Genomic DNA, 24,590 nt, shown 5'->3' on the forward strand with positions numbered 1-24,590 from the left:
AGGGGGACCCATTGTGAAGAAACTTAAGCTGAAACTACAGTATTATTGGTACAAACTCTTATTGAAACTGGGACTCAAGACGGACGAAATCCACTACATAGGTGGAAGTGAAGCCCTCCCACCACCCCTTTCGAAAGACGAAGAGGAAGTGCTCCTTCAAAAACTGCCCAGTGGCGATAAAGCGGCAAGATCCCTCCTCATAGAAAGAAACCTTCGCCTTGTTGTCTATATCGCGCGGAAGTTCGAGAATACAGGAATCAATATAGAAGATTTGATCAGTATCGGAACCATCGGTTTGATCAAAGCCGTCAATACGTTCAATCCCGAGAAGAAAATCAAGCTGGCGACTTATGCGTCCCGTTGCATTGAAAATGAAATCCTGATGTATCTTCGACGGAACAATAAAATCCGTTCAGAGGTTTCATTCGATGAGCCCCTCAACATCGATTGGGATGGGAATGAACTTCTTCTTTCCGACGTGTTAGGAACGGAAGAGGATATTATTACAAAAGACCTCGAAGCAACAGTGGATAAAAAGCTTCTATTCAGCGCACTTCATCAGCTCAATGACCGGGAAAAGCAGATCATGGAACTCCGGTTCGGCTTGATGGGGGAAGAAGAGAAAACGCAAAAAGATGTAGCAGATATGCTCGGTATCTCTCAATCCTATATTTCGAGGCTTGAAAAGCGGATTATCAAACGATTAAAAAAAGAATTCAATAAAATGGTTTGACTGATTGAACGATTCCTTTTATGGCACAAAGGAGTCGTTTTTTTGTGTCCTTATCGCCATCAGGGGACGAAAAATGTCATACATAAATTTTTTTCATCTGTCTAAGCCCTGCGTGGCAACCTTTTTGGAAGATCCCTCCTTGATTGCATTTCCCGACATGCATATTTTTCCTGCCCGGGGAAATACTGAACTTTGTACAACAGCTCCTACAAGGAGGGGAAAGAATGACACGCAATAAAGTCGAAATTTGTGGTGTGGATACTTCCAAATTACCCGTGCTGAAGAACGATGAAATGAGAGTGCTTTTCAAGCAAATGCAATCTGGCGAAATTTCTGCAAGGGAAAAACTCGTCAATGGGAATTTACGCCTCGTCTTAAGTGTAATTCAACGATTCAACAATCGTGGGGAGTTTGTTGACGACCTGTTCCAGGTCGGCTGCATCGGTTTGATGAAATCAATCGATAACTTCGATCTTGGCCAGAATGTACGTTTTTCCACTTACGCCGTTCCGATGATCATCGGGGAGATCCGCCGGTATCTTCGGGATAATAATCCGATCAGGGTTTCCCGTTCCCTCAGGGATATTGCCTATAAGGCACTGCAGGTGAGGGAGAGGTTGATGGGAGAAACATCGAAGGAACCGACAGCAGAAGAAATTGCCAAGGTGCTTGATGTACCCCATGAAGAAATCGTTTTTGCCCTCGATGCGATTCAGGATCCGGTTTCCCTATTCGAGCCCATCTATAATGATGGCGGAGACCCCATATTTGTAATGGACCAGTTGAGTGATGAAAAGAACAGGGATTACCATTGGGTGGAGGAAATCGCCCTTCAAGAGGGAATGAAACGGCTGAATGACCGTGAGAAGTTGATCATCAGTAAGCGCTTCTTCCAGGGTAAGACGCAGATGGAAGTAGCGGATGAGATCGGGATTTCGCAGGCTCAAGTGTCCCGTCTTGAGAAGGCAGCCATCAAGCAGATGAACAAAAATATCCAATAAGTGCCCGTTAGAGAGCGGGGAGTGTCGGGATATGCCCACCTCACTGCATACATACGCTTCCGTGCCTCCTGTAAAGAGGGGAAGCGTCAAGAAAGACAGACCGGATCCGGTCTGTCTTTCTTTTTTTTGCATATAGATAGAAGAGAGAATGTGTGCTTTCTGAAAAGGGGGAAGGAACAGGTGGTACGGATTTCTGAATTTCAAGTGAAGGATGTTGTCAGTGTTTCAGATGGACGGAAACTCGGGAATATCACCGATATCGAAATCAATCTCGACAGTGGAAGGATCGAGGCGATCGTCATAGGAGGGGGAGGAAAGCTCCTTGGGTTCTTCGGGAAGGACGAAGAAGTGGTCGTTCCATGGAACAATATCGTCAAAATCGGCGAAGACGTCATCCTTGTGAGGTATAAGGAGCAACAAGACCATTATTACAAACAGGCTCAGCTCGAGGGGCCGGAATCCTCCACTGATAAATGACGCACTGCCGGGCATATGATACACTTAGGAAAAGAAAAAAAGGAGATTCATTCTGTGGAACCTTTCAAAAGAGAACATGAATCCTACTATACGATTCCCGGATGGAAAGGCGTCACCGCCGGTATTACGACGAAGAACGGGGGCGTAAGCAGTGGACCCTTTCATTCCTTTAATATGGGTCTGCATGTAGGGGATGATCGTGAGTCAGTCGTGGAAAACCGTCGACGGCTTTCTGAACTGATCGGCTTCCCCCTTGCACGTTGGGTTGCAGCAGAGCAGACCCATGGAGATTGCATCGAGCTAATCGATGGTTTGCAGGCAGGAAAAGGCTCAAAAATCTATGACGATGCGGTCCCGGATACGGACGGTTTTCTTGCTTCCTCTGGTGATCTGCTCCTGACGATGTGCTATGCAGATTGTGTGCCCCTGTATTTCTATGACCCAGTGAAGAGGCGGATCGGTCTTGCCCATGCAGGGTGGAAAGGGACCGTGGCCAAAATCGGTCCATCCATGATCGATCGCATGGTCACAGCAGGCTCCTCCAAGGCGGATATCGAAGTTGTAATCGGTCCTTCGATTTGTGGAGACTGCTATGTGGTAGATGATTTTGTCATCGGAAAAATTGAAAAAGTACTAGAAGATGGACCCCACATCCCCTATAATCTAAAGGAAGAGGGTCAATATCATCTGGATTTGAAACAGTTGAACCGGCTCTTATTGATCCAAAGTGGTATTTCCGCTGAACAGATCAGGACTTCCGGTCATTGTTCATTCTGTCATGACGACTTCTATTCGTACCGCCAAGACGGCGGAAAGACAGGAAGGATGATGAGTTTCATAGGCTGGAAGGAGAATGTACATGAACGTTGAACAACGACTTCATAGAATAAACAGCAGTATAGAGCAGGCATGTGAAAATGCCGGCAGGTCCCCTGAGGACGTGAAGGTCGTGGCTGTGACAAAGTATGTGAGCATTGAACGGGCAGAAGAAGCCGTCACCGCAGGAATCACACATCTTGGGGAAAACAGGGACACCGGTCTCACTGAAAAATATGAGGCCATTGGAAACCGTGTCGATTGGCATTTCATCGGCTCCCTCCAGACCAGGAAAGTCAAACAGATCATCGATAAGGTTTCATACATACATTCACTGGATCGCCATTCCTTGGCCGTGGAAATCGACAAGCGGGCGGACAAGCCAGTAAATTGCTTCGTTCAGGTCAATGTGTCTGGTGAAGAATCAAAACACGGTATATCCCCGGAAGAAACATCTGGATTCATCCAATCATTGCAAGAACTCGAAAACATCAACGTCATAGGCTTGATGACGATGGCCCCTCATACGGAGGATGAAGCATTCCTTCGCAGCTGTTTCCGAAGCCTCAGAGGGCTGCAGGAGGAGGTCAAGGCACTTGGTCTGCCGCATGCCCCCTGTACGGAACTGTCCATGGGAATGAGTAATGATTTTCATATCGCCATCGAAGAAGGAGCCACATTTGTCCGTCTCGGAACGGCATTAGTTGGAAATGACTGAGAGGAGATGAGTAGAAATGGGTATCAAATCAAAATTTAAAACGTTTTTCCTGCTTGATGAAGATGAGTACGAATACGAAGAGGAAGAGAAATACGAAGAACATGAGGAGAAGAAGCCCATGAAATCCCAGTCACCGGCACAGACGAAACAAAACGTTGTCAGCCTGCAGAGCGTTCAAAAGTCATCCAAGGTGATCCTTGTTGAGCCACGCGTGTACGCAGAGGCCCAGGAAATTGCCGACCATCTCAAAAATCGCCGTTCTGTCTTGGTGAACCTGCAGCGAATCCAGCATGACCAGGCGAAACGGATCGTTGATTTCCTGAGCGGCACCGTATATGCCATCGGTGGCGATATCCAGCGGGTGGGGAGTGACATTTTCCTGTGCACGCCAGATAACGTCGAGGTGAGCGGAAACATTTCTGAACTCCTCAGTGAAGAAGACTTTACAGAATCGAGGTGGTAAGCTGAATCATGTTCCTTCTATATCAAATATTATCGTCCCTATTGAATATCTATATGTGGGCGCTCATCATCTATATCCTGATGTCGTGGTTCCCCAATGCCCGGGAAACCTCCATTGGCCAGATCCTCGCCCGCATATGCGAGCCTTATCTGGAACAGTTCCGGAAGTTCATCCCTCCCCTTGGGATGATCGATATTTCACCGATTGTCGCCTTCATCGTACTTAGACTGGCCGACAAAGGCCTTAGTCAACTTTTCTTATGGATTTTGTAGTAAGCTTTAAAGGACTGATACCCTTGCCGGTTCAGTCCTTTTGCATGGAGGGAGTTAAAACCTATGTCGACACTTTATCAGCATTTCAGACCGGAAGAGAGGGGGTTCATCGACCAGGTGGTCGAATGGAAGGAGCAGGTGGAGAGCCAGTATGCCCAGAAACGGACCGATTTCCTCGATCCCCGGGAGCAGCACATCCTCCTCAGCATCATCGGGACCGAAGGCAGCGTCAGGGTCGCATTTTTTCCGAAAACAGGGGAGCGCAAGCGTGCGCTGATCTACCCCGACTATTATGAGCCTTCTGAAGAAGATTATGGAATATGCCTGTATGAGATTCACTACCCTGCTAAGTTTGTTACAATAGAGCATAGGCAGATCCTCGGGACGCTTATGTCACTAGGTCTTAAAAGGGAAAAATTCGGGGATATCCCTACTGAAGGGGAACGGTATCAGCTCGTGGCGGCCGATGAAATTTCAGGGTGCTTGGAAATGGAGCTGCAACAGATCGGGAAAGCGAGGGTCTCACTCGAAAAGCGTCAGGTGGCAGAACTATTCATCACGGATGAGAAGTGGAGTGAAAATACCACAACGGTAAGCTCCCTGAGACTTGATGTGATCCTCTCCGCCATTCAGGGGGTTTCCCGGCAAAAGGCTCAGGCTCTCATTAAAGCTTCACTCGTGAAGGTAAACTGGAGGGCAACCGAGAGTACGTCCTTCGAGGTGGAAGAGGGGGATGTCATCTCGACGCGGGGGTTCGGCAGAAGCAAACTGCTGACCATCGACGGTAAGACGAAGCGGGATAAATGGCGGATCACGTTCGGTGTTTTGAAATAATTTTGCGAAATTAAAGGAAATTCGGTACAAGCTGTCGTAAAATTAGTTATAATGATAGTAATCAACCAAGTTTTGGAGGTGGCGCCCATGCCTTTGACGCCGTTAGATATACATAATAAAGAATTCAGCCGTGGATTCCGCGGATATGATGAAGACGAAGTAAATGAATTCCTCGACCAGATCATCAAGGATTATGAGATCCTGATCCGTGAGAAGAAGGAAACAGAAGAACGCCTTGATTCCCTGAACGAACGCCTTGGACACTTCACGACGATTGAAGAAACGTTGAATAAATCCATTGTCGTAGCCCAAGAAGCCGGTGAAGAAGTGAAGCGCAATGCGATGAAGGAATCGAAGCTCATCATCAAGGAAGCCGAGAAGAACGCCGACCGTATCGTCAATGAAGCACTTTCGAAAGCCCGCAGGATTGCCATTGAAATCGAAGAGCTCAAAAAGCAGTCCAAAGTGTTCCGCACACGCTTCAAAATGCTCATAGAAGCTCAGCTTGACCTCCTCGATACGAATGATTGGGATCAGCTCATGGAATTCGATGTGGACGCAACGGATCTGAAGACCTTGAAAGAAGAAGAGACACTGACTTGACGGATAGGCAGGTCTTTTCATATAATTGAAAAACCAAAAGAATACCTGTCATCAAAAGGCTGTGACAGGGAGAGTACGTTTCAGCAATAACCTTTATCAGCGAATCGGGGGCGGTGCAAGCCCGGTAGGGAAATGAAGCGGAAGATCACCCTTGAGCCCTGTCTGTGAACATATGCTAGCGGACGGCGACTGATCCATGTTACGGATTTTCGAGTGAGGGCAATCATGCCCTTATGAGGGTGGTACCGCGGGAAAAGCTTTCTCGTCCCTTTCTTAGGGATGAGGAAGCTTTTTTTTCATGGTTTGGATGACAGGTTCAATTGAAGAAGGAGGACCATTGAATTGGAATACAAAGAAACGTTATTAATGCCAAAAACAGAATTCCCCATGAGGGGCAACCTGCCAAATCGTGAACCGAAGATGCAGGAGCAGTGGAACGATATGTCGATCTATGACAGAGTACAGGAACGGACAAAAGGCCGTCCTCTGTTCATCCTTCATGATGGACCTCCATATGCAAATGGTAATATCCACATGGGCCATGCCCTCAACAAGATCTTGAAGGACTTCATCGTCCGCTATAAATCCATGAGTGGTTTCCATGCACCGTATGTACCAGGTTGGGATACTCATGGGCTGCCGATCGAGCAGGCCTTGACCAATAAAGGAGTCAAGCGCAAGGAAATGACCGTAGCGGAATTCAGGAAGCTTTGTGAAGAGTATGCATATGAGCAGGTGGACAATCAGCGCGCGCAATTCAAGCAGCTCGGCGTTCGCGGCGACTGGGAGAATCCATATATCACACTGAAACCGGAATACGAAGCTCAGCAGATCAAGGTATTCGGTGATATGGCGAAAAAAGGGTATATCTATAAAGGGAAAAAACCTGTGTATTGGTCACCTTCAAGTGAGTCTGCGCTTGCAGAAGCTGAGATTGAATATCAGGACAAAAAGTCACCATCGATTTATGTGGCATTCCCTGTAGCTGACGGTAAGGATGTCCTTGCAACTGGTGATAAGTTCATCATCTGGACGACGACTCCTTGGACGATTCCGGCAAATCTCGCCATCGCGGTGAACGGGAAACTGAATTACTCGGTCGTAAGCGTTGGAAGCGAGCGCTTCATCGTGGCGGAGGATCTCCTTGAGGAAGTTGCCTCTGTCCTTGAGTGGGAAAATCACTCTGTCGAGAAGACAGTCAAGGGATCAGATCTTGAGTACATTGTTGCCAAGCATCCGATCTATGATCGTGATTCTCTTGTCATCCTTGGTGACCATGTGACAACAGACTCTGGTACAGGCTGTGTCCATACCGCACCGGGTCATGGTGAAGATGATTTCATCATCGGGAAAAAATACAACCTGGATGTTCTTTGTCCTGTAGACGACAAGGGCGTACTGACAGATGAAGCACCAGGATTCGAAGGTCTCTTCTATGATAAGGCGAATAAACCGATTACTGAAAAACTGGAAGAGGTAGGGGCCCTTCTGAAGATTTCGTTCTTTACGCACTCCTACCCACACGACTGGCGTACAAAAAAACCGGTCATCTTCCGTGCAACAGCACAGTGGTTTGCGTCCATTGATAAATTCCGTGACGAACTGCTACAGGCAGTCAATGAGACAGAGTGGATCCCTGCGTGGGGAGAGACGCGCCTTTACAACATGGTCCGCGATCGTGGAGACTGGTGTATCTCACGTCAGCGTGCATGGGGCGTACCGATTCCCGTCTTCTATGCTGAAAATGGACAGGAAATCATCACTGATGAAACGATCAGTCATGTGTCAGACCTATTCCGCAAGCATGGATCGAACATTTGGTTTGAGCGTGAAGCAAAAGAGCTCCTTCCCGAAGGATTCACTCATGAAGGAAGCCCGAACGGCCACTTCACGAAAGAAACCGACATCATGGATGTTTGGTTTGATTCAGGGTCCTCACATCAGGCCGTCCTTGAAGAACGTGATGGCCTTCAGCGCCCTGCGGACCTCTATCTCGAAGGATCCGATCAATACCGCGGCTGGTTCAACTCTTCATTGACTACCGGCGTAGCCGTGACAGGCAAAGCACCGTATAAAGGCGTTTTAAGCCACGGGTTCGCTCTTGATGGCAATGGGCGCAAAATGAGTAAATCCCTCGGCAATGTCGTCGTACCTGAAAAAGTCATGAAGCAGCTTGGTGCAGATATCCTTCGCCTTTGGGTTGCATCCGTCGACTATCAGGCGGATGTGCGGGTTTCTGATCCAATCCTGAAGCAAGTGGCTGAAGTGTACCGGAAGATCCGTAACACATTCCGTTTCCTTCTCGGTAACCTGTCCGACTTTGATCCGGGCGTGCATGCCGTTTCGTACAGCGATCTCAGGGAAGTCGACCGCTTCATGCTCGTGAAGTTGAATGACCTTGTGAAAAACGTGAAAAATTCTTATGATAAGTACGAGTTTGCCGGCATTTATCATGCAGTCAATAATTTCTGTACCCTCGATTTGAGTTCTTTCTATCTCGATTTTGCGAAAGATATTCTCTACATCGAATCTGCCGATCAACATGATCGAAGAGCCATTCAGACCGTCCTGTACGAGTGCCTCGTAGCGTTGACCAAGCTCATGTCACCGATCCTTGCTCACACGGCTGACGAAGTATGGGTTCATATTCCGGGTGTCGATGGGGAGAGCGTACAACTGACTGATATGCCTGAAGTACAGTCATTCGACGGTGCGGAAGAGCTGAAGCAAAAATGGAATGCCTTCCTTGACGTCCGCGATGACGTCCTGAAGGCTTTGGAAGAAGCAAGGAATGAAAAAGTGATCGGGAAGTCCCTCACCGCTAAAGTCACGCTTTATGTGGATGAAAAGACGGAAGCCCTCCTTTCAAGCATCAAGGAGGACCTGAAACAGCTGTTCATCGTTTCTGCCTTCGAAATCGGCGGACGCACGTCAGAAGCCCCTGCAGAAGCCTTATCACTCGGTGCGAATAGCATCGTGGTAGAAAAAGCAGCAGGCGAAACTTGCGAGCGCTGTTGGACTGTTTCTCCTCACGTAGGAGAAGACCAGGATCACCCGACCCTTTGCCCACGCTGTGCATCTGTGGTCAAAGAAAACTATTCCCATTTAGCATGATTGAACAGGACCGTCTCTTAATGAGGCGGTCCTTTTTGTTATTCCGGTCATTGCTGGATGGATCTATAAGATATTTCCTGATTCGTCATTAGGGATCAGCGGTACCTTGATGCACGGGCAGATGAGCGTTTGACATTCCATAATTGCTAGATCTTGCAAGATGGGAACGGCAAGTTTTCCTCCATACTATGAATGGAGGGATGAAGATGACAGATGACCAATACCCGGCAATCATTGAAGAACTGGAATCATCATTGAAGGAATTGGAGTCGGCAGATACAAGCCATCCGATCGTAAGGAAAATGATTGAAGAAGAAATCAGGGATGTACGCTATGCACTTGGACGGGCAGACATGAATTCATTTGCGACATGTGAAATGAGCGGGGAATTGATCCCATTCAAGCTGATGAAAATGAATCCTACATCATCAACACTTCAAGAAATGAACGATTGGCGTAAATATGGGAAAGTCCATCTCCATTTATAAGATCCCTTGTTTTTTAAAAAACAAGGGATTAAGTGTCTTTATCACCGGGTTTATGCTAAAATTCAAAGGTAATCATCTCTAATGGATACGGAGGTTGCCTTTGTGTATTATTATCTTCTCGCTTTAGTGGTCATCGGGATCGATCAGCTTACCAAATGGCTGGTTGTACAAAATATGACGCAAGGTGAAAGCATCACGGTCATCCCTGATGTATTTTATATCACTTCGCACAGAAATCCGGGTGCGGCGTGGGGGATCCTGCCAGGTCAAATGTGGTTTTTCTATGTGATTACCATTGCCGTGATTGTCGGGATCGTGTATTACATGCAAAAGCATGCGAAAGGCCATTCACTCTTCAGCACAAGTCTTGCTTTCATGCTCGGAGGCGCCATCGGGAACTTCATCGATCGGGTTTCAAGGCAGGAAGTGGTGGATTTCCTTAATACATATATTTTCACTTACGATTTCCCCATATTCAATATCGCCGATGCATCACTCACGATAGGTGTAATTTTATTGCTCCTGCATATGTTCATGGATGAAAGAAAAGCAAAGAAGGAGAACAAACATGGAAGTCATTCAACACAGCATTGATCAAAATAATCAAGGAGAGCGCATCGACAAAGTTGTCAGCTCCCTAAATAAAGACTGGTCCCGGTCCCTTGTTCAATTATGGATCAAGGATGGGCATGTGAAAGTAAACGGGGAAGTGGTGAAGGCCAACTTCAAATGCCCTCTCGATGCATCGATCGAAATCGCGATCCCTGACCCAGAAGAGCTGGATGTCGAGGCAGAGGATCTCAATCTCGATATTGCATATGAAGATCAGGATGTCATCGTTGTCAACAAACCGAAAGGCATGGTCGTGCATCCGGCACCCGGACATTCTTCAGGAACCATGGTGAACGGTCTGATGCATCACTGCAAAGATCTTTCCGGTATCAACGGTGTCATGCGCCCTGGTATTGTACACCGGATCGACAAAGATACGTCTGGTCTCCTGATGGTTGCAAAGAACGACCAGGCCCATGAGCATCTTGTCAACCAGCTAGTGGAGAAGACCGTCACACGTAAATATACGGCCATCGTCCATGGGAACATTCCTCATGAGTACGGTACGATCGATGCACCGATTGGCAGGGATCCCAAAGACCGCCAGAGGATGACCGTCGTGGATAACGGTAAAAAAGCTGTCACGCATTTCAGGGTGCGGGATCGGTATGAGGATTTCACCCTCGTTGAGTGTGAGCTGGAGACGGGCAGGACCCATCAGATCCGTGTTCATATGAAATACATCGGATATCCCCTCGCTGGAGATCCGAAATACGGGCCGAGGAAGACGCTGCCACTCAATGGACAAGCCCTTCACGCGGGAACACTTGGATTCGTCCATCCCCGTACTGGAGAATACATGGAGTTCCACGCAGAGCTTCCTGAAGAATTCACGAAGCTCATTGCCCGCCTTGAAAATAGTCGTTGACAAATGGGCAGGGGACCTGTATGATAAACGTAATTGAATAAGACCTTTAATACAGTCCCGTGAGACTGAGAAGGAGTTTGTATACCAGGTTAGGTGTGCAAAGATTTATATACGATAAGTGTATCCTCTCATCCATGGGTGAGGGGATTTTTTTATGGCAATGAAGGAGGTACCACTCATGACTAAAAAAGCAACGGTTCTCGACCAGCCTGCCATCCGCAGGGCCCTGACCAGGATCGCACATGAGATCATCGAGCGCAATAAAGGGATTGATGAGATCGTCCTTGTCGGAATCAAAACAAGGGGCATCCACATCGCACGCAGGCTTGCGGAACGGATTCATGATATTGAAGGACAGAAGGTTCCAGTCGGGGAGATTGATATCACACTTTACCGCGACGATCTGTCTGTCAAAACATCAGACCAGGAACCAGAAGTGAAGGGTTCGGATCTTCCAGTGGGTATCGCCAACAAAAAAGTCATCCTGATCGATGATGTCCTCTTTACAGGGAGAACGGTAAGAGCTGGACTCGATGCTCTCATGGATCTTGGCCGACCGGGTCAGATTCAGCTAGCCGTACTCGTCGATCGCGGTCACCGGGAACTCCCGATCCGTGCCGACTATGTCGGGAAGAATATCCCGACTTCAAGCTCTGAAAAAATCACGGTTGCTTTGTCCGAGGTCGATGACCGGGATGAAGTATCCATCTACGAAAACGAATAAGTATCCTTTTAAGAGTGGTCCAGTGAGGCTGACAAAGGATGGTGGGGAAGGCGTATGGCCGTCTCCTGCCCTCTTTGTGCCCTCTTGGATAAGAGGGTTTTTTTAATAGGTGAAACAAGGAGGAAATGATATGACTACCAAACAAGATATCGTACTTGATGTACATGAAGTCCCACCAGCAAGAAAATGGCTCACCCTGAGCCTTCAGCATCTGTTCGCCATGTTCGGCGCCACGGTCCTCGTACCGTTCCTCGTCGATTTGAGCCCCGGGGTTGCACTCGTATCGAGTGGCCTTGGAACACTGGCATACATCATCATCACGAGGGGTCAGATCCCGGCCTACCTTGGATCATCCTTTGCGTTCATCGCACCGATCATCGCCGCCAAGCAATTCGGAGGTCCCGGTGCAGCCATGATGGGGAGCTTCATGGCTGGAATTGTGTACGGCCTAGTCGCCCTCTTGATCGCGAAGCTCGGAGTGAAATGGCTGTCCACAATCCTGCCGCCGGTCGTGGTTGGACCGGTGATCATGGTCATCGGACTGGGTCTTGCAGGAACGGCCGTCAACATGGCCATGTACGCCGATCCTTATGCCGATACCCTGGTATATAGCAGCAAGCATATCCTTGTGGCGCTCGCCACCTTGCTTATCACCATCATCTGCTCGGTCTACTTCAAGGGCTTTCTCGGTATGGTCCCGATCCTTGCGGGCATAACAGGCGGTTATATCATTGCCATATTCGCCGGGCTCGTCGACTTCCAACCGGTGCTTGATGCACCACTATTCAAAATGCCAGACTTCTTCATTCCATTCGTCGACTACACACCTTCCTTCTCCTGGTCCATCATGTCGATCATGGTGCCGGTCGCCGTCGTGACGATGGCGGAACACACAGGTCATCAGATGGTCCTCAGCAAGGTTGTCGGAAGGAACTTCATCGAAAAACCGGGCTTGCATAAATCCATCCTCGGTGACGGGGCGGCGACAGTCATTGCTTCCATCATCGGGGGTCCGCCGGTTACCACATACGGTGAGAACATCGGTGTACTCGCCATCACGAAGGTATACAGCGTCTATGTGATCGGGGGTACGGCGGTGCTGGCAGTCGTGTTCGGTTTCATCGGGAAAATCACTGCCCTCATCAGTTCCATCCCGACGGCCGTCATGGGAGGGGTATCCATCCTTCTCTTCGGAATCATCGCATCGAGCGGTCTCAGGATGCTCATTGACTACAAGGTTGACCTTGGGAAGAACCGAAACCTCATCATCTCATCTGTCATACTCGTCATCGGAGTAGGAGGCGCCTATGTGGAACTGGGAGAAAACGTCTCACTTTCCGGAATGGCCTTAGCAGCCATCATCGGAGTCGTACTGAATCTAGTCCTTCCGGGACGGGAAGAAACTTCAGGAAATCTATTCGAAGAACAAAAACAAGCAAATGACGAAGTAGCATAGAACACCTTTTAACAATGGTCCAGAGAGTCCATAAGGGTGATGCTGTATAGGGACGAGTCTGTTCCTCTATGGCTGAAAACACCCTGAGCAGAAGGCACAGGGTGTTTTTTTATACAAAAAGTCAGAAGGGCGGCGTGTACGATGGGGCACTTATTAACCATGAAGGATTTATCTGAAAGAGAGATCCTCTCAATCTTGGATCAGGCAGAACGCTTCAAGGCAGGAGAAAGGTGGGAAGATGGATCAGATCATTTCGTGGCCAACCTTTTCTTCGAAGCCAGTACACGGACGAAATGCAGTTTTGAAATGGCGGAAAGGCGTCTCGGCCTGGAAGTGATTCCGTTTGAATCCCATGCCTCGAGCGTCCAAAAGGGAGAAACCCTTTACGATACAGTGAAAACACTGGAATCGATCGGGGTGGGAGCCGTGGTCATCCGTCATAGCAGGGACCGCTACTTCGATGAGCTCAAAGGTTTGGACGTCAGGATCATCAATGGAGGGGATGGATGCGGAAATCATCCGACTCAATGCCTCCTTGACCTGATGACAATCCGTCAGGAATTCGGAGGGTTCCAGGGTCTCCGGGTCGCCATCATCGGCGATATCGCCCACAGCCGTGTGGCTAGATCCAATGCGGAAGCCCTTACCGCACTCGGGGCAGCGGTCAGGTTCTCTGGTCCAGAGGAATGGTTCCCAGAGCGCTACAGGGATCGATATGTAGAGATCGAGGAAGCGATGAGTTCATCCGACGTCGTGATGCTACTGCGCATCCAGCACGAAAGGCATCATGGAACGCCGATTGCGTCCAAGGCGGATTATCACCAGGCATACGGCCTTACCTTGGAGAGGGAGAGGAAGATGGCGCATGGAAGCATCATCATGCACCCGGCACCTGTCAACCGTGGGGTCGAGATCGCCGATTCCCTCGTGGAATGCGGACGGTCCAGGATCTTCAAACAAATGGAAAATGGCGTATACGTCAGAATGGCGGTACTAAAAAGAGCATTCCAATTACAAGGAGGACGTCAACATGAACTGGTTGATCAAACATGCTAACATTCTGAATGCAAAAGGGGAATTGGAACCGGTCGAGGTAAAGACAAAGGGGAATAAGATTGCTGAAATAGGAACCGAACTCTCCAACACGGGTGAGATGGAATATGATGCGCGGGGCATGTTGCTGTCACCTGGTTTCGTCGACCTCCACGTTCATCTCCGCGAACCAGGGGGAGAACATAAAGAAACGATCGAAACCGGAACGAAAGCTGCTGCAAAAGGCGGTTACACGACAATTGCGGCGATGCCCAACACACGCCCCGTACCGGATGATACCGAAACACTGGATTGGTTACATAAACGGATTAACGAAACGGCCTCGGTCAGGGTCCTACCTTACGGAGCCATCACAGAGAGACAGGCTGGGAAGGAATTGAACGACCTCGAAGCGATGAAGCAACATGGGGCCTTCGCTTTCACAGATGACGGTGTCGGAGTGCAGTCAGCCGCCATGATGCTCGAAGCCATGAAAAAAGCCGCAGCTATCGGAGCTTCCATCGTGGCCCATTGCGAAGAGAACACCCTGATCAATAAAGGGTCCGTCCATGAAGGCAGGTTTTCAGCCTTGAACGGACTGAATGGGATCCCGTCTGTATGTGAAGCGGTTCATATCGCTCGGGATGTGCTCCTTGCGGAAGCAGCGGGTACCCATTATCATGTCTGCCACATCTCAACAAAAGAATCTGTCAGAGTGGTCAGGGATGCAAAGAGGGCCGGGATCAAGGTGACAGCAGAAGTGACCCCGCATCATCTCCTGCTATGTGAAGATGACATCCCGGGGATGGATACGAACTTTAAGATGAATCCACCTCTCCGTGGGAAAGAGGACAGGGACGCCCTCATCGAAGGGCTTCTGGACGGCACCATCGACTTTATCGCCACCGATCATGCACCGCATACAACAGAAGAAAAGGGAGAGGGCATGGAATTATCGCCATTCGGGATTGTCGGGCTTGAAACGGCATTTCCTTTACTCCATACGCATTTTGTTCAAAAAGGAATCATCACGTTGAAGCAGCTCATCGATTGGATGACCGTCAAACCTTCAGAAGCGTTCAATCTACCGTTTGGCACGCTTAAAGTTGGAGGCGACGCAGACTTCACGCTGATCGATTTGGAAAAGAAGGAAACCATTCATACGGGATCCTTCCTGTCAAAAGGCAAGAACACACCATTCTCGGGGTGGGAATGCACAGGATATCCGCAAGCGACATTTTATCAAGGTCAACAAGTTTGGAATGGAGGAGAAGCATAATGAACAGACAGCTCATTCTGGAAGACGGAACGATTTTTATCGGTGAAGGATTCGGTGCAGACAGTGAGGCCATAGGGGAAGTCGTATTCAACACAAGCATGACAGGGTACCAGGAAATCTTGTCCGATCCCTCTTATTGCGGCCAGTTCGTCACCATGACCTATCCTTTGATCGGAAACTACGGTGTGAATCGTGACGACTTCGAATCGATTTCTCCAGCAGTCAAGGCATTCATTGTGCGGGAATCGGCAGACTTCGCCTCCAACTGGCGAAATGAATCCACACTTGATGAGCTGCTCAGAATCAAAGGGATCCCAGGGATTGCCGGTGTAGATACACGGAAGCTGACCCGTCTGATAAGGAAATCGGGATCGATGAAAGGTATCCTTTGCAGCGTGGAAGAAGATCCGGCCCTTATGATTGAAAGATTGAACGCCTCCGCCCTGAGAACCGATCAGGTGGCGCAGGTTTCCACAAAGACCGCGTATGCAAGTCCCGGTCGCGGATTCAGGGTCGTATTGATGGACTTTGGGATGAAGCACGGAATCCTGCGGGAACTGAACAAGAGGAACTGTGATGTCATCGTTGTCCCTCACAACACATCTTCAGAAGAGATCCGCAGACTCCAACCTGATGGCATCATGCTATCGAATGGACCTGGAGACCCGAAGGATGTACCGGAAGCCATCCAGACGGTACAAGAACTTCTAGGTGAGATTCCACTGTTCGGAATCTGCCTCGGTCATCAATTATTCGCTCTCGCATGCGGTGCTGATTCCTTCAAGATGAAGTTCGGACACAGGGGAGGAAATCATCCTGTTCAAGATGTGTTGACGAAAAAAGTGGCCCTGACTTCCCAGAACCACGGGTACGCAGTGGATGAAGCATCACTTGACGATACTGATTTAGAAGTTACACATATCGCCATCAATGACGGGACAATCGAAGGGTTGAAGCATAAAAAATATCCTGCCTTCACGGTTCAATACCATCCAGAGGCTTCTCCGGGACCAGAAGATTCCAATTACTTGTTCGACGATTTCTTGACACTCATGAATGAAGAGAAAAGGAAGGAGATTCAACATGCCTAAACGTACAGATATTAAAAGCATCCTTGTAATCGGGAGCGGCCCGATCATCATCGGCCAGGCAGCAGAATTCGACTATGCGGGCACACAGGCCTGCATCGCACTGAAAGAGGAAGGATACAGGGTCATCCTCGTGAACTCGAATCCCGCCACCATCATGACCGATGCAGAAATGGCCGATAAGGTTTACAGCGAGCCCCTGACCCTTGAATTCGTATCCCGCATCATCCGTAAAGAACGACCGGATGCACTCCTTCCGACCCTCGGGGGCCAAACGGGCCTCAATCTTGCCGTCGAACTCCATCAATCAGGCATACTGGAAGAATGCGGAGTCGAGATTCTCGGCACCAAGCTTTCCGCCATCGAACAAGCAGAAGACCGTGATCTGTTCCGGAAACTGATGAATGAGCTTTCGGAACCGGTACCTCAGAGCGAAATCATCCACACGGTGTCAGAAGCGTACACATTCGTCGAGGAGGTGGGCTTCCCGGTCATCGTTCGCCCTGCATACACCCTTGGTGGAACAGGAGGCGGGATCTGCCACAACGAAGAAGAACTGAATGAAATCGTCAGCTCCGGATTGAAATACAGTCCTGTCACCCAGTGTCTCCTGGAGAAAAGCATCGCAGGATTCAAAGAGGTTGAATATGAGGTGATGCGAGATGCTGCCGATAACGCCATCGTGGTTTGTAATATGGAAAACATCGATCCGGTAGGGATCCATACAGGCGATTCCATCGTCGTCGCCCCGAGTCAGACGCTGAGCGACAGGGAATATCAGATGCTCCGGAATACGAGCCTGAAGATCATCCGTGCCCTCGGGATCGAAGGCGGCTGCAATGTGCAGCTGGCGCTAGATCCTGATAGTTTCCAGTATTACATCATTGAGGTTAATCCACGTGTGAGCAGATCCTCTGCCCTTGCTTCGAAGGCAACAGGCTATCCGATCGCAAAGCTTGCTGCCAAGATCGCTGTCGGGTTGACATTGGATGAAATGATGAATCCTGTGACAGGAAAAACATACGCGGCATTCGAACCTGCCCTTGATTATGTGGTCACAAAGATTCCGAGATGGCCATTCGATAAGTTTGAATCGGCGAAACGGAATTTGGGCACCCAGATGAAGGCTACAGGGGAAGTGATGGCCATCGGAAGGACCCTTGAAGAGTCGCTGCTGAAAGCGATCCGTTCACTCGAGAGCAATACGTATCACCTCGGATTGGATGAGCTGAAAGGCAAGTCAGCTGAATGGATCGAAAAACGGATCCGCAAAGCAGGGGATGAAAGGCTGTTCTTCATCGGCGAAGCCCTCAGGCGCGGCATCACGATCGAGACGATTCATGACTGGAGCAAGATCGACCTTTTCTTCCTGAATAAAATGGACCTCATCATCCGTTTTGAAGAACAACTGAGAACCCACCCATTCGATCATTCCATCGCATACAAAGCAAAGCGCATGGGCTTCTCGGACATTGCCATTGCCTCCCTCTGGTCTGTGACGGAGAGGGAAGTATATGAGTGGAGGAAGCAGGAGAAACTCACACCGGTCTATAAGATGGTGGATACCTGTGCCGCGGAATTTGAATCCGAAACGCCGTACTTCTACGGAACGTATGAGGATGAAAATGAATCGGAAGTAACAGAGCGCGAGAGCATCATCGTGCTTGGGTCCGGACCGATCCGGATCGGTCAAGGAGTCGAATTCGACTACGCTACCGTCCACTCCGTCTGGGCCATCAAGGAAGCTGGTTACGAAGCAATCATCGTCAATAACAATCCCGAAACGGTTTCTACGGACTTCTCCATCTCGGATAAATTATACTTCGAACCGTTGACGGTGGAAGATGTGATGCATATCATCGATCTCGAAAAGCCGAAAGGGGTCGTCGTACAGTTCGGGGGCCAAACCGCCATCAATCTGGCAGATGAACTTGTGAATCGCGGTGTGCGCATCATGGGCACATCACTGGAAGATCTGGACCGGGCGGAAAATAGGGACAAATTCGAGCAGACCCTCCAGGAACTCGGCATTCCACAGCCTGAAGGCAAGACGGCTGTATCGGTGGAAGGGGCCATCGCCATCGCAGATTCAATAGGATATCCCGTTCTCGTCCGACCATCGTATGTACTTGGCGGAAGAGCCATGGAAATCGTATACAGAGAAGAGGAGCTTCTCCACTATATGGAAAATGCCGTGAAAGTGAACCCGCAGCATCCCGTCCTTATCGACCGCTACTTGATCGGGAAGGAAATCGAAGTGGATGCCGTCTGTGACGGGGAGGATGTCGTCATCCCGGGAATCATGGAGCATATCGAACGGGCAGGGGTCCACTCTGGGGATTCCATCGCCGTCTATCCGCCCCAGCAGCTGACTGAAGAGCAAAAAAGGACAATCGTGGACTATACAACCAGGCTAGCCAAAGGATTGAATATCATCGGGCTTCTGAACATCCAATACGTCATTTCAAAAGGCGAAGTCTACGTACTCGAAGTGAATCCACGCTCGAGCAGGACGGTTCCATTCATCTCGAAAATCACCAACGTGCCGATGGCAAACGTTGCCACAAAGGCGATCCTCGGCATCTCCCTGCGTGAACTGGGATATGAGCCGGGTCTCGTGGAAGAAGCAGAAGGCGTCTATGTCAAAGTACCAGTCTTCTCTTTTGCCAAACTGAGAAGGGTGGACATCACGCTCGGACCTGAAATGAAATCGACCGGTGAAGTCATGGGGAAAGATCAGACCTTGGAGAAGGCACTATACAAAGGCATGGTAGCTGCAGGCATGCAGATGAAAGATCACGGTTCGGTTCTCATGACAGTAGCAGACAAGGACAAGGAAGAAGCGGCCATTCTGGCAAGACGTTTCGTAAGCATCGGGTATCAGATCCTTGCCACGAAAGGGACGGCATCGTACCTTGTCTCTCAAGGCATTCAGGTCCGCGAAGTGGATAAGATCGGCTCGACCGGACCGACTCTGCTCGATATCATCCAAAGCGGGGAAACACAGCTCGTCATCAACACCCTGACCAAAGGAAAGCAACCGGCACGTGACGGCTTCCGGATCCGAAGGGAATCGGTGGAGAACGGAATTCCATGCCTGACCTCCCTGGATACAGCCGAAGCCATCCTGAGAGTCTACGAATCTATGACCTTCTCCGCCGAGGCAATTGCAGCGAAGCCATCAAGAAAGGCGGTCCATTCATGATCGTCAACGAATCGATGATGGTGGTGAGTCACCGCCTCATTGCCAGGAACATCTATGAGCTCATCCTGGAAGGTGAATTGGTAAAGGAGATTTCTGCACCGGGACAATTTGTACATGTCAAGGTAGGTAGCGGCATCGATCCCCTTCTAAGAAGGCCGATCTCCATATCCGATCATAATCAGGATGAAAAGAAGATGAGCCTGATTTACCGCGCCGAAGGCAAAGGGACAATGCAATTGTCCCTTGTCGGGGCGGGAGGCAGGGTCGATGTTCTCGGGCCCCTTGGAAACGGGTTTGGTGTTGAACGGGGTGACGGTAGGACGGCACTGCTTATTGGAGGCGGAATCGGCGTCCCGCCACTTTATGGACTATCAAAAGTCCTTCGATCAAATGGATGGAGGGTGACGCATGTCCTTGGGTTTCAGGACGAGGCCGTCAGTTTTTATGAAGACCAGTTCCGGGAACTCGGACCGACGCATATCGCCACGGTGGATGGTTCCCTTGGACGGAAAGGCTTTGTGACAGATGTGATTGAAAAAGAATCAATTCAGTATGATCAATTTTTCGCATGCGGACCGAATCCGATGTTGAAGGCTCTGCAAAATCGCCTTTCGGGAAGTGGATACCTGTCACTCGAAGAACGTATGGGATGTGGGATCGGCGCTTGCTTCGCATGTGTGTGTCATCTGGCCGATGATCCTGAAGGCACGGATTATGTGAAAGTATGCAGCGACGGACCGGTATTTCCTGTAGGGGTGGTGGCGTTATGAAACAATTACAGATTGAGCTGCCAGGCTTGAGTTTGAAGAATCCGATCATGCCGGCATCAGGATGTTTTGGATTCGGCAGGGAGTACAGCCAATTCTATGACTTGAGCGAACTCGGTGCCATTATGATCAAAGCGACAACGGAACATGCCCGTTTCGGCAACCCGACGCCCCGTGTGGCAGAAACCAACGCCGGGATGCTGAATGCCATCGGCCTCCAGAATCCCGGTCTGGAAGCGGTAATGGAAAAGGAGCTTCCGTGGCTTTCACAGTTCGATGTGCCCATCATCGCCAATGTGGCGGGATCGCAGATGGAAGACTATGTTCATGTGGCCCGTGAAATCTCCAAAGCACCGAATGTACATGCCCTTGAACTCAACATCTCCTGTCCGAATGTGAAAACCGGTGGAATCGCCTTCGGGACGATCCCCGAGGTTGCAATGGAGTTGACAAGAAAGGTGAAAGCCGTGTCAGAGGTTCCCCTTTACGTCAAGCTTTCACCGAATGTCTCCAATATCGTGGAGATGGCCAAAGCCGTTGAACTCGGAGGAGCCGACGGATTGACGATGATCAATACGCTACTCGGCATGAGGCTTGATCTCAAGACGGGAAGACCGATCCTTGCCAATAAGACGGGAGGGCTATCGGGTCCTGCCATCAAGCCGGTTGCCATCCGGATGATCTATGAGGTGAGTCAGGCAGTCGATCTGCCGATCATCGGAATGGGCGGAGTAGAGTCTGCAGAGGATGTGATTGAATATTTCTATGCGGGTGCGAGCGCTGTGGCAGTCGGCACGGCCAATTTCGTAGATCCTTTCATCTGTAAGAAAATCATTCGCGAACTGCCTGCACTGCTTGCCGAATTGAACGTGGACCATATTTCTCAATTGACCGGAAGGAGCTGGGGGAAGCATGAACAAGCCGTTTATCGCCCTTGATTTCCCAACATGGGAAATGACAGAAACATTTTTATCTCGATTCGACGAGCCCTTGAACGTCAAGGTGGGAATGGAGCTCTACCTCCAAAATGGACCTCGCATCGTAGAGTCCCTTTTGAAAAAGGATCATCGGATCTTCCTTGATCTGAAGCTCCATGATATCCCGAATACCGTGTTTGGGGCCATGAAAGGACTTGGACAGTGGGATCTGGAACTCATCAACGTCCATGCTGCAGGAGGCAAAGAGATGATGGAGAGGGCGATGGAGGCCATACAGTCTCAGGGCAGCAAGACGAAGCTCATTGCTGTCACCCAGCTCACCTCGACGTCTGAACAGCAGATGCAATCCGAGCAGCTCATCCCGAATCCACTGACGGAATCCGTCATCCATTATGCCCGCCTTGCTCAAGACGCCGGACTTCAAGGGGTGGTATGTTCCCCGCACGAGGCTGGCTTGATCAAGGAGTATTGCGGAGAAGAATTCCTTCGCGTCACACCGGGTATCAGGATGAACTCCGATGCCGCGGATGATCAACAGCGCATCACGTCCCCTGGAAATGCTAAGGGATTGGGATCAACTCATATTGTCGTGGGCAGGAGCATCACGAAGGCAGCCGATCCTGTTGCCGCTTACCGAATGATTTGCCAAGATTGGGAGGGAAGCATCTATGAAAAAACAAATCGCTAAGGAATTGTTGAACATCAAAGCGGTATTCTTGAATCCTACTGAACCATTCACATGGTCTTCAGGGATTAAATCACCAATTTATTGCGATAACCGATTGACTTTATCCTACCCTGCCGTGAGAAAGCAGATTGCAGATGGACTTGTCTCCATGATCCGTGAACATTTCCCGGAAGTCGATGTCATCGCAGGAACGGCAACTGCCGGAATTCCTCATGCAGCGTGGGTATCAGAGCGCATGGATCTCCCTATGTGCTATGTCAGATCCAAGGCAAAGGGACACGGAAAAGGGAACCAGATCGAAGGAAAGGTTCTTCCTGGGCAAAAAGTGGTAGTCATAGAAGATCTCATTTCAACAGGTGGCAGCTGCATTACGGCGGTCGAGGCCCTGAGAGAGTCGGAATGTGAAGTCTTGGGGGTTGCCGCCATCTTTACATATGAGCTTCAAAAGGGAACGGATGCCCTCAGCGAACATGGGATTGAGGCTGTATCCCTCTCCGACTATTCAAGTCTATTAGAAGCAGCAGGGGAAGAAGGACTGATTTCAGGAGCTGATCTCGTTGAATTGAAAGAATGGCGACGGGATCCCGAGGGTTGGAAGAAACAAGTGAATTGATATAAAAAACATGAAAAACGCCGGAATCAAAACGATTCCGGCGTTTTCTTATGTGTGCAATTCAACGATCTTTCATGGCCCTGACCTGGTCAAGGTCAGGGGTGACATAGACCGTCTGCTGATTTTCATAGATGACAAATCCCGGCTTGGCACCACGAGGTTTCTTAACCTGACGCACTTCTGTGTAATCGACGGGAACCGATCCCGACTCCCTCGCCTTGCTGAAGTATGCGGCAAGATTGGCGGCCTCGAGTAGAGTTTCATCTGAAGGGGAAGGATCCCGGATGACGACGTGAGAACCGGGTATATCCTTCGTGTGGAGCCAGATGTCGCTCTTCGCCGCTACTTTATTGGTCAGATAATCATTCTGTTTATTATTCTTGCCGACGAGGATCTTGGTACCGTCTGTCGCTGTATAGGATTCGAGCATCGGCTTTTCATTTGCCTTTTTCTTTTTCTGGTTCTTCCGGACGCGCAGGTATCCTTCTTCCTCGAGCTCTTCACGTATCCCTTCAATGTCCCTGGTGGAGGCGGATTCGAGCTGCTGGAGGAGCTGCTCGAAATAAGCGAGCTCATCTGTTGCTTTTTCGATTTGTTCCTGCACGACCTGTACAGCGTGCTTCGCTTTTTGATAGCGGGAAAAATAACCCTGAGCATTTTCAGAAGGTGATTTTTGAGGATTCAGAGGGATCGTCACCGATCCGCCTTCTTCGTCATAGTAGTTAACGACCGAAACTTCTTCCATTCCTCTTTGTACTGCATATAGATTGGATGTGAGCAGTTCTCCGAGGAGCTGGTAGCGATCGGCATCCTTCGCCTCCTGAAGGGTACGCTCGAGCTTGACGATCTTATTCTCGTTTTTATCGCGCTCGTTCCGGATGAAACGCTCAAGGTCATTGCCCTGTTGCTTCACCCGGTCCCTTGATGCCTTTTGGTAGAAGAAGCGATCGAGAAGTCCGCTAAGGGTGGTGAAGGTTTGATGCTCTCCTTCGACGTGATTCAGCGGGCACCAGTAGAATGTTTCCTTGTCTCCCGTGATGAGGGTGGGAGACGTACGGTGTTCCTTGAGGTCCGTCATGAAGTGCAAGAACGAGTCGGCAATGGCAGCCTGTGTCCCGAGGCCGGCACGATGGACGATTTCTTTGGCTGCAAGGGGAGAAACACCTGAGAAGGACCCCACGATCTGCTTGTCCAATTTACCTGAATTGAAATCGAGTGAACGCAGGACATCTTCTCCTTCTGCATCCAGGGGATTGAGCTTATCTTGGCTTGGTGGGAAGATGTACTCGTTCCCAGGGAGCACGGTCCTGTGGGAATTCACGCTTGGTGACAGATGCTTGATGCTGTCAAGGATCATATTGCGGGCTTTGTCGACCAGGATGATATTACTGTGCCTTCCCATCACTTCGATGATCAGTTGTTTGTAGGATACATCGCCGATGTCATTCCTACCCTTTACTTCCAGGATGATCATACGGTCGAGGCCGACCTGGTGGATGTCCTCGATCATATAGCCTTCTAGATGCTTCCGAAGGAGCATGCAGAACATCGGGGGTACGGAGGGATTCTCGTATTCCTCTCCTGTCAGTTGAACCCTGGCATAGCTTGGATGGGCGGATAGGAGGAGCTTATGATTCTTCCCATTGGCCCTGATCACCATGATGATTTCATTTTTATAAGGTTGATGTATTTTATTGATTCTGCCGTGAAGGAGGGCTTCTTTCAGCTCTTCAGTCATGGCTTTTGTAAATAGTCCGTCGAATGACATGCAAAACATCCTCTTCTTTTTTACTCATCCATT

24 protein-coding genes and 1 other annotated feature are annotated in these 24,590 nt (G+C 49.5%); of the genes, 23 read left to right on the forward strand and 1 reads right to left on the reverse strand.

Annotation, left to right across the window (positions count from 1 at the left end):
* Window positions 1-13: 13 nt before the first annotated feature.
* The 23 genes from sigE (at window position 14) to pyrE (ending at window position 22,789) form a co-directional block, all read left to right on the forward strand.
* Window positions 14-733 carry an RNA polymerase sporulation sigma factor SigE gene (gene sigE / locus K6T23_RS09630; protein WP_056537364.1) on the forward strand — a complete coding sequence of 240 codons (720 nt, stop codon included), beginning with the start codon at window positions 14-16 and terminating at the stop codon, window positions 731-733.
* A gap of 224 nt (window positions 734-957) precedes the next feature.
* The gene (gene sigG / locus K6T23_RS09635) at window positions 958-1,734 is read left to right on the forward strand and encodes an RNA polymerase sporulation sigma factor SigG (RefSeq protein WP_053427364.1); all 777 of its coding nucleotides are present in this window, start codon (window positions 958-960) and stop codon (window positions 1,732-1,734) included.
* Window positions 1,735-1,914: 180 nt separating this feature from the next.
* Window positions 1,915-2,211, forward strand: coding sequence for a YlmC/YmxH family sporulation protein (locus tag K6T23_RS09640; protein ID WP_056538588.1), 297 nt, complete (start codon window positions 1,915-1,917; stop codon window positions 2,209-2,211).
* Between the two features lie 54 nt (window positions 2,212-2,265).
* Window positions 2,266-3,081 carry a peptidoglycan editing factor PgeF gene (pgeF, locus tag K6T23_RS09645; RefSeq protein ID WP_056537361.1) on the forward strand — a complete coding sequence of 272 codons (816 nt, stop codon included), beginning with the start codon at window positions 2,266-2,268 and terminating at the stop codon, window positions 3,079-3,081.
* Window positions 3,071-3,745: a YggS family pyridoxal phosphate-dependent enzyme gene (locus K6T23_RS09650; RefSeq protein ID WP_420493497.1), complete on the forward strand. Its 675-nt coding sequence runs from the start codon at window positions 3,071-3,073 to the stop codon at window positions 3,743-3,745. The genes pgeF and K6T23_RS09650 overlap by 11 nt, the downstream gene beginning before the upstream one ends.
* 16 nt (window positions 3,746-3,761) lie before the next feature.
* Window positions 3,762-4,208 (forward strand): cell division protein SepF, encoded by a 447-nt coding sequence (locus tag K6T23_RS09655; protein ID WP_053427360.1) that lies wholly within the window; start codon window positions 3,762-3,764, stop codon window positions 4,206-4,208.
* An 8-nt stretch (window positions 4,209-4,216) separates the two neighbouring features.
* Entirely contained in the window at window positions 4,217-4,480 is a 264-nt protein-coding gene (locus tag K6T23_RS09660; protein ID WP_159642172.1) for a YggT family protein, read from the forward strand.
* A 63-nt stretch (window positions 4,481-4,543) separates the two neighbouring features.
* Complete coding sequence (locus K6T23_RS09665) at window positions 4,544-5,314, forward strand: YlmH family RNA-binding protein (RefSeq protein WP_238284226.1); 771 nt, start codon at window positions 4,544-4,546, stop codon at window positions 5,312-5,314.
* Between the two features lie 87 nt (window positions 5,315-5,401).
* Entirely contained in the window at window positions 5,402-5,917 is a 516-nt protein-coding gene (locus tag K6T23_RS09670; RefSeq protein ID WP_048004120.1) for a DivIVA domain-containing protein, read from the forward strand.
* 52 nt (window positions 5,918-5,969) lie between these two features.
* Window positions 5,970-6,190: a binding site (T-box leader), on the forward strand.
* A 69-nt stretch (window positions 6,191-6,259) separates the two neighbouring features.
* Complete coding sequence (gene ileS, locus K6T23_RS09675) at window positions 6,260-9,031, forward strand: isoleucine--tRNA ligase (protein ID WP_238284227.1); 2,772 nt, start codon at window positions 6,260-6,262, stop codon at window positions 9,029-9,031.
* A gap of 206 nt (window positions 9,032-9,237) precedes the next feature.
* Entirely contained in the window at window positions 9,238-9,519 is a 282-nt protein-coding gene (locus K6T23_RS09680; protein ID WP_238284228.1) for a hypothetical protein, read from the forward strand.
* 102 nt (window positions 9,520-9,621) lie between these two features.
* Entirely contained in the window at window positions 9,622-10,113 is a 492-nt protein-coding gene (gene lspA / locus K6T23_RS09685; protein ID WP_053427815.1) for a signal peptidase II, read from the forward strand.
* On the forward strand, window positions 10,088-10,999 hold the full coding sequence (locus K6T23_RS09690; RefSeq protein WP_056537311.1) for an RluA family pseudouridine synthase: 912 nt from the start codon (window positions 10,088-10,090) through the stop codon (window positions 10,997-10,999). The genes lspA and K6T23_RS09690 overlap by 26 nt, the downstream gene beginning before the upstream one ends.
* A 178-nt stretch (window positions 11,000-11,177) precedes the next feature.
* Window positions 11,178-11,723 carry a bifunctional pyr operon transcriptional regulator/uracil phosphoribosyltransferase PyrR gene (gene pyrR / locus K6T23_RS09695; protein ID WP_238284229.1) on the forward strand — a complete coding sequence of 182 codons (546 nt, stop codon included), beginning with the start codon at window positions 11,178-11,180 and terminating at the stop codon, window positions 11,721-11,723.
* 130 nt (window positions 11,724-11,853) lie between these two features.
* Window positions 11,854-13,179: a solute carrier family 23 protein gene (locus K6T23_RS09700; RefSeq protein ID WP_218245852.1), complete on the forward strand. Its 1,326-nt coding sequence runs from the start codon at window positions 11,854-11,856 to the stop codon at window positions 13,177-13,179.
* A gap of 141 nt (window positions 13,180-13,320) precedes the next feature.
* The gene (locus K6T23_RS09705; RefSeq protein WP_238284230.1) at window positions 13,321-14,235 is read left to right on the forward strand and encodes an aspartate carbamoyltransferase catalytic subunit; all 915 of its coding nucleotides are present in this window, start codon (window positions 13,321-13,323) and stop codon (window positions 14,233-14,235) included.
* Window positions 14,210-15,490, forward strand: coding sequence for a dihydroorotase (locus K6T23_RS09710; RefSeq protein WP_056537304.1), 1,281 nt, complete (start codon window positions 14,210-14,212; stop codon window positions 15,488-15,490). The genes K6T23_RS09705 and K6T23_RS09710 overlap by 26 nt, the downstream gene beginning before the upstream one ends.
* Window positions 15,490-16,581 carry a carbamoyl phosphate synthase small subunit gene (locus K6T23_RS09715; RefSeq protein WP_056537302.1) on the forward strand — a complete coding sequence of 364 codons (1,092 nt, stop codon included), beginning with the start codon at window positions 15,490-15,492 and terminating at the stop codon, window positions 16,579-16,581. Before K6T23_RS09710 ends, K6T23_RS09715 begins: the two co-directional genes overlap by 1 nt.
* Window positions 16,574-19,783: a carbamoyl-phosphate synthase large subunit gene (gene carB / locus K6T23_RS09720; RefSeq protein ID WP_238284231.1), complete on the forward strand. Its 3,210-nt coding sequence runs from the start codon at window positions 16,574-16,576 to the stop codon at window positions 19,781-19,783. Before K6T23_RS09715 ends, carB begins: the two co-directional genes overlap by 8 nt.
* Complete coding sequence (locus K6T23_RS09725; RefSeq protein WP_238284232.1) at window positions 19,780-20,553, forward strand: dihydroorotate dehydrogenase electron transfer subunit; 774 nt, start codon at window positions 19,780-19,782, stop codon at window positions 20,551-20,553. The genes carB and K6T23_RS09725 overlap by 4 nt, the downstream gene beginning before the upstream one ends.
* Window positions 20,550-21,488 carry a dihydroorotate dehydrogenase gene (locus K6T23_RS09730; RefSeq protein ID WP_148985378.1) on the forward strand — a complete coding sequence of 313 codons (939 nt, stop codon included), beginning with the start codon at window positions 20,550-20,552 and terminating at the stop codon, window positions 21,486-21,488. Before K6T23_RS09725 ends, K6T23_RS09730 begins: the two co-directional genes overlap by 4 nt.
* Window positions 21,463-22,176: an orotidine-5'-phosphate decarboxylase gene (gene pyrF / locus K6T23_RS09735; RefSeq protein WP_238284233.1), complete on the forward strand. Its 714-nt coding sequence runs from the start codon at window positions 21,463-21,465 to the stop codon at window positions 22,174-22,176. Before K6T23_RS09730 ends, pyrF begins: the two co-directional genes overlap by 26 nt.
* Window positions 22,157-22,789 (forward strand): orotate phosphoribosyltransferase, encoded by a 633-nt coding sequence (pyrE, locus tag K6T23_RS09740; protein ID WP_238284234.1) that lies wholly within the window; start codon window positions 22,157-22,159, stop codon window positions 22,787-22,789. The genes pyrF and pyrE overlap by 20 nt, the downstream gene beginning before the upstream one ends.
* A gap of 61 nt (window positions 22,790-22,850) precedes the next feature.
* Here pyrE and K6T23_RS09745 read toward each other — a convergent pair whose 3' ends face one another.
* Complete coding sequence (locus tag K6T23_RS09745) at window positions 22,851-24,557, reverse strand: Rqc2 family fibronectin-binding protein (RefSeq protein ID WP_238284235.1); 1,707 nt, start codon at window positions 24,555-24,557, stop codon at window positions 22,851-22,853.
* Between the last annotated feature and the right edge of the window lie 33 nt (window positions 24,558-24,590).

Origin of the sequence: Rossellomorea marisflavi, from assembly GCF_022170785.1 — a bacterium.
Taxonomy (GTDB): domain Bacteria; phylum Bacillota; class Bacilli; order Bacillales; family Bacillaceae_B; genus Rossellomorea; species Rossellomorea marisflavi_B.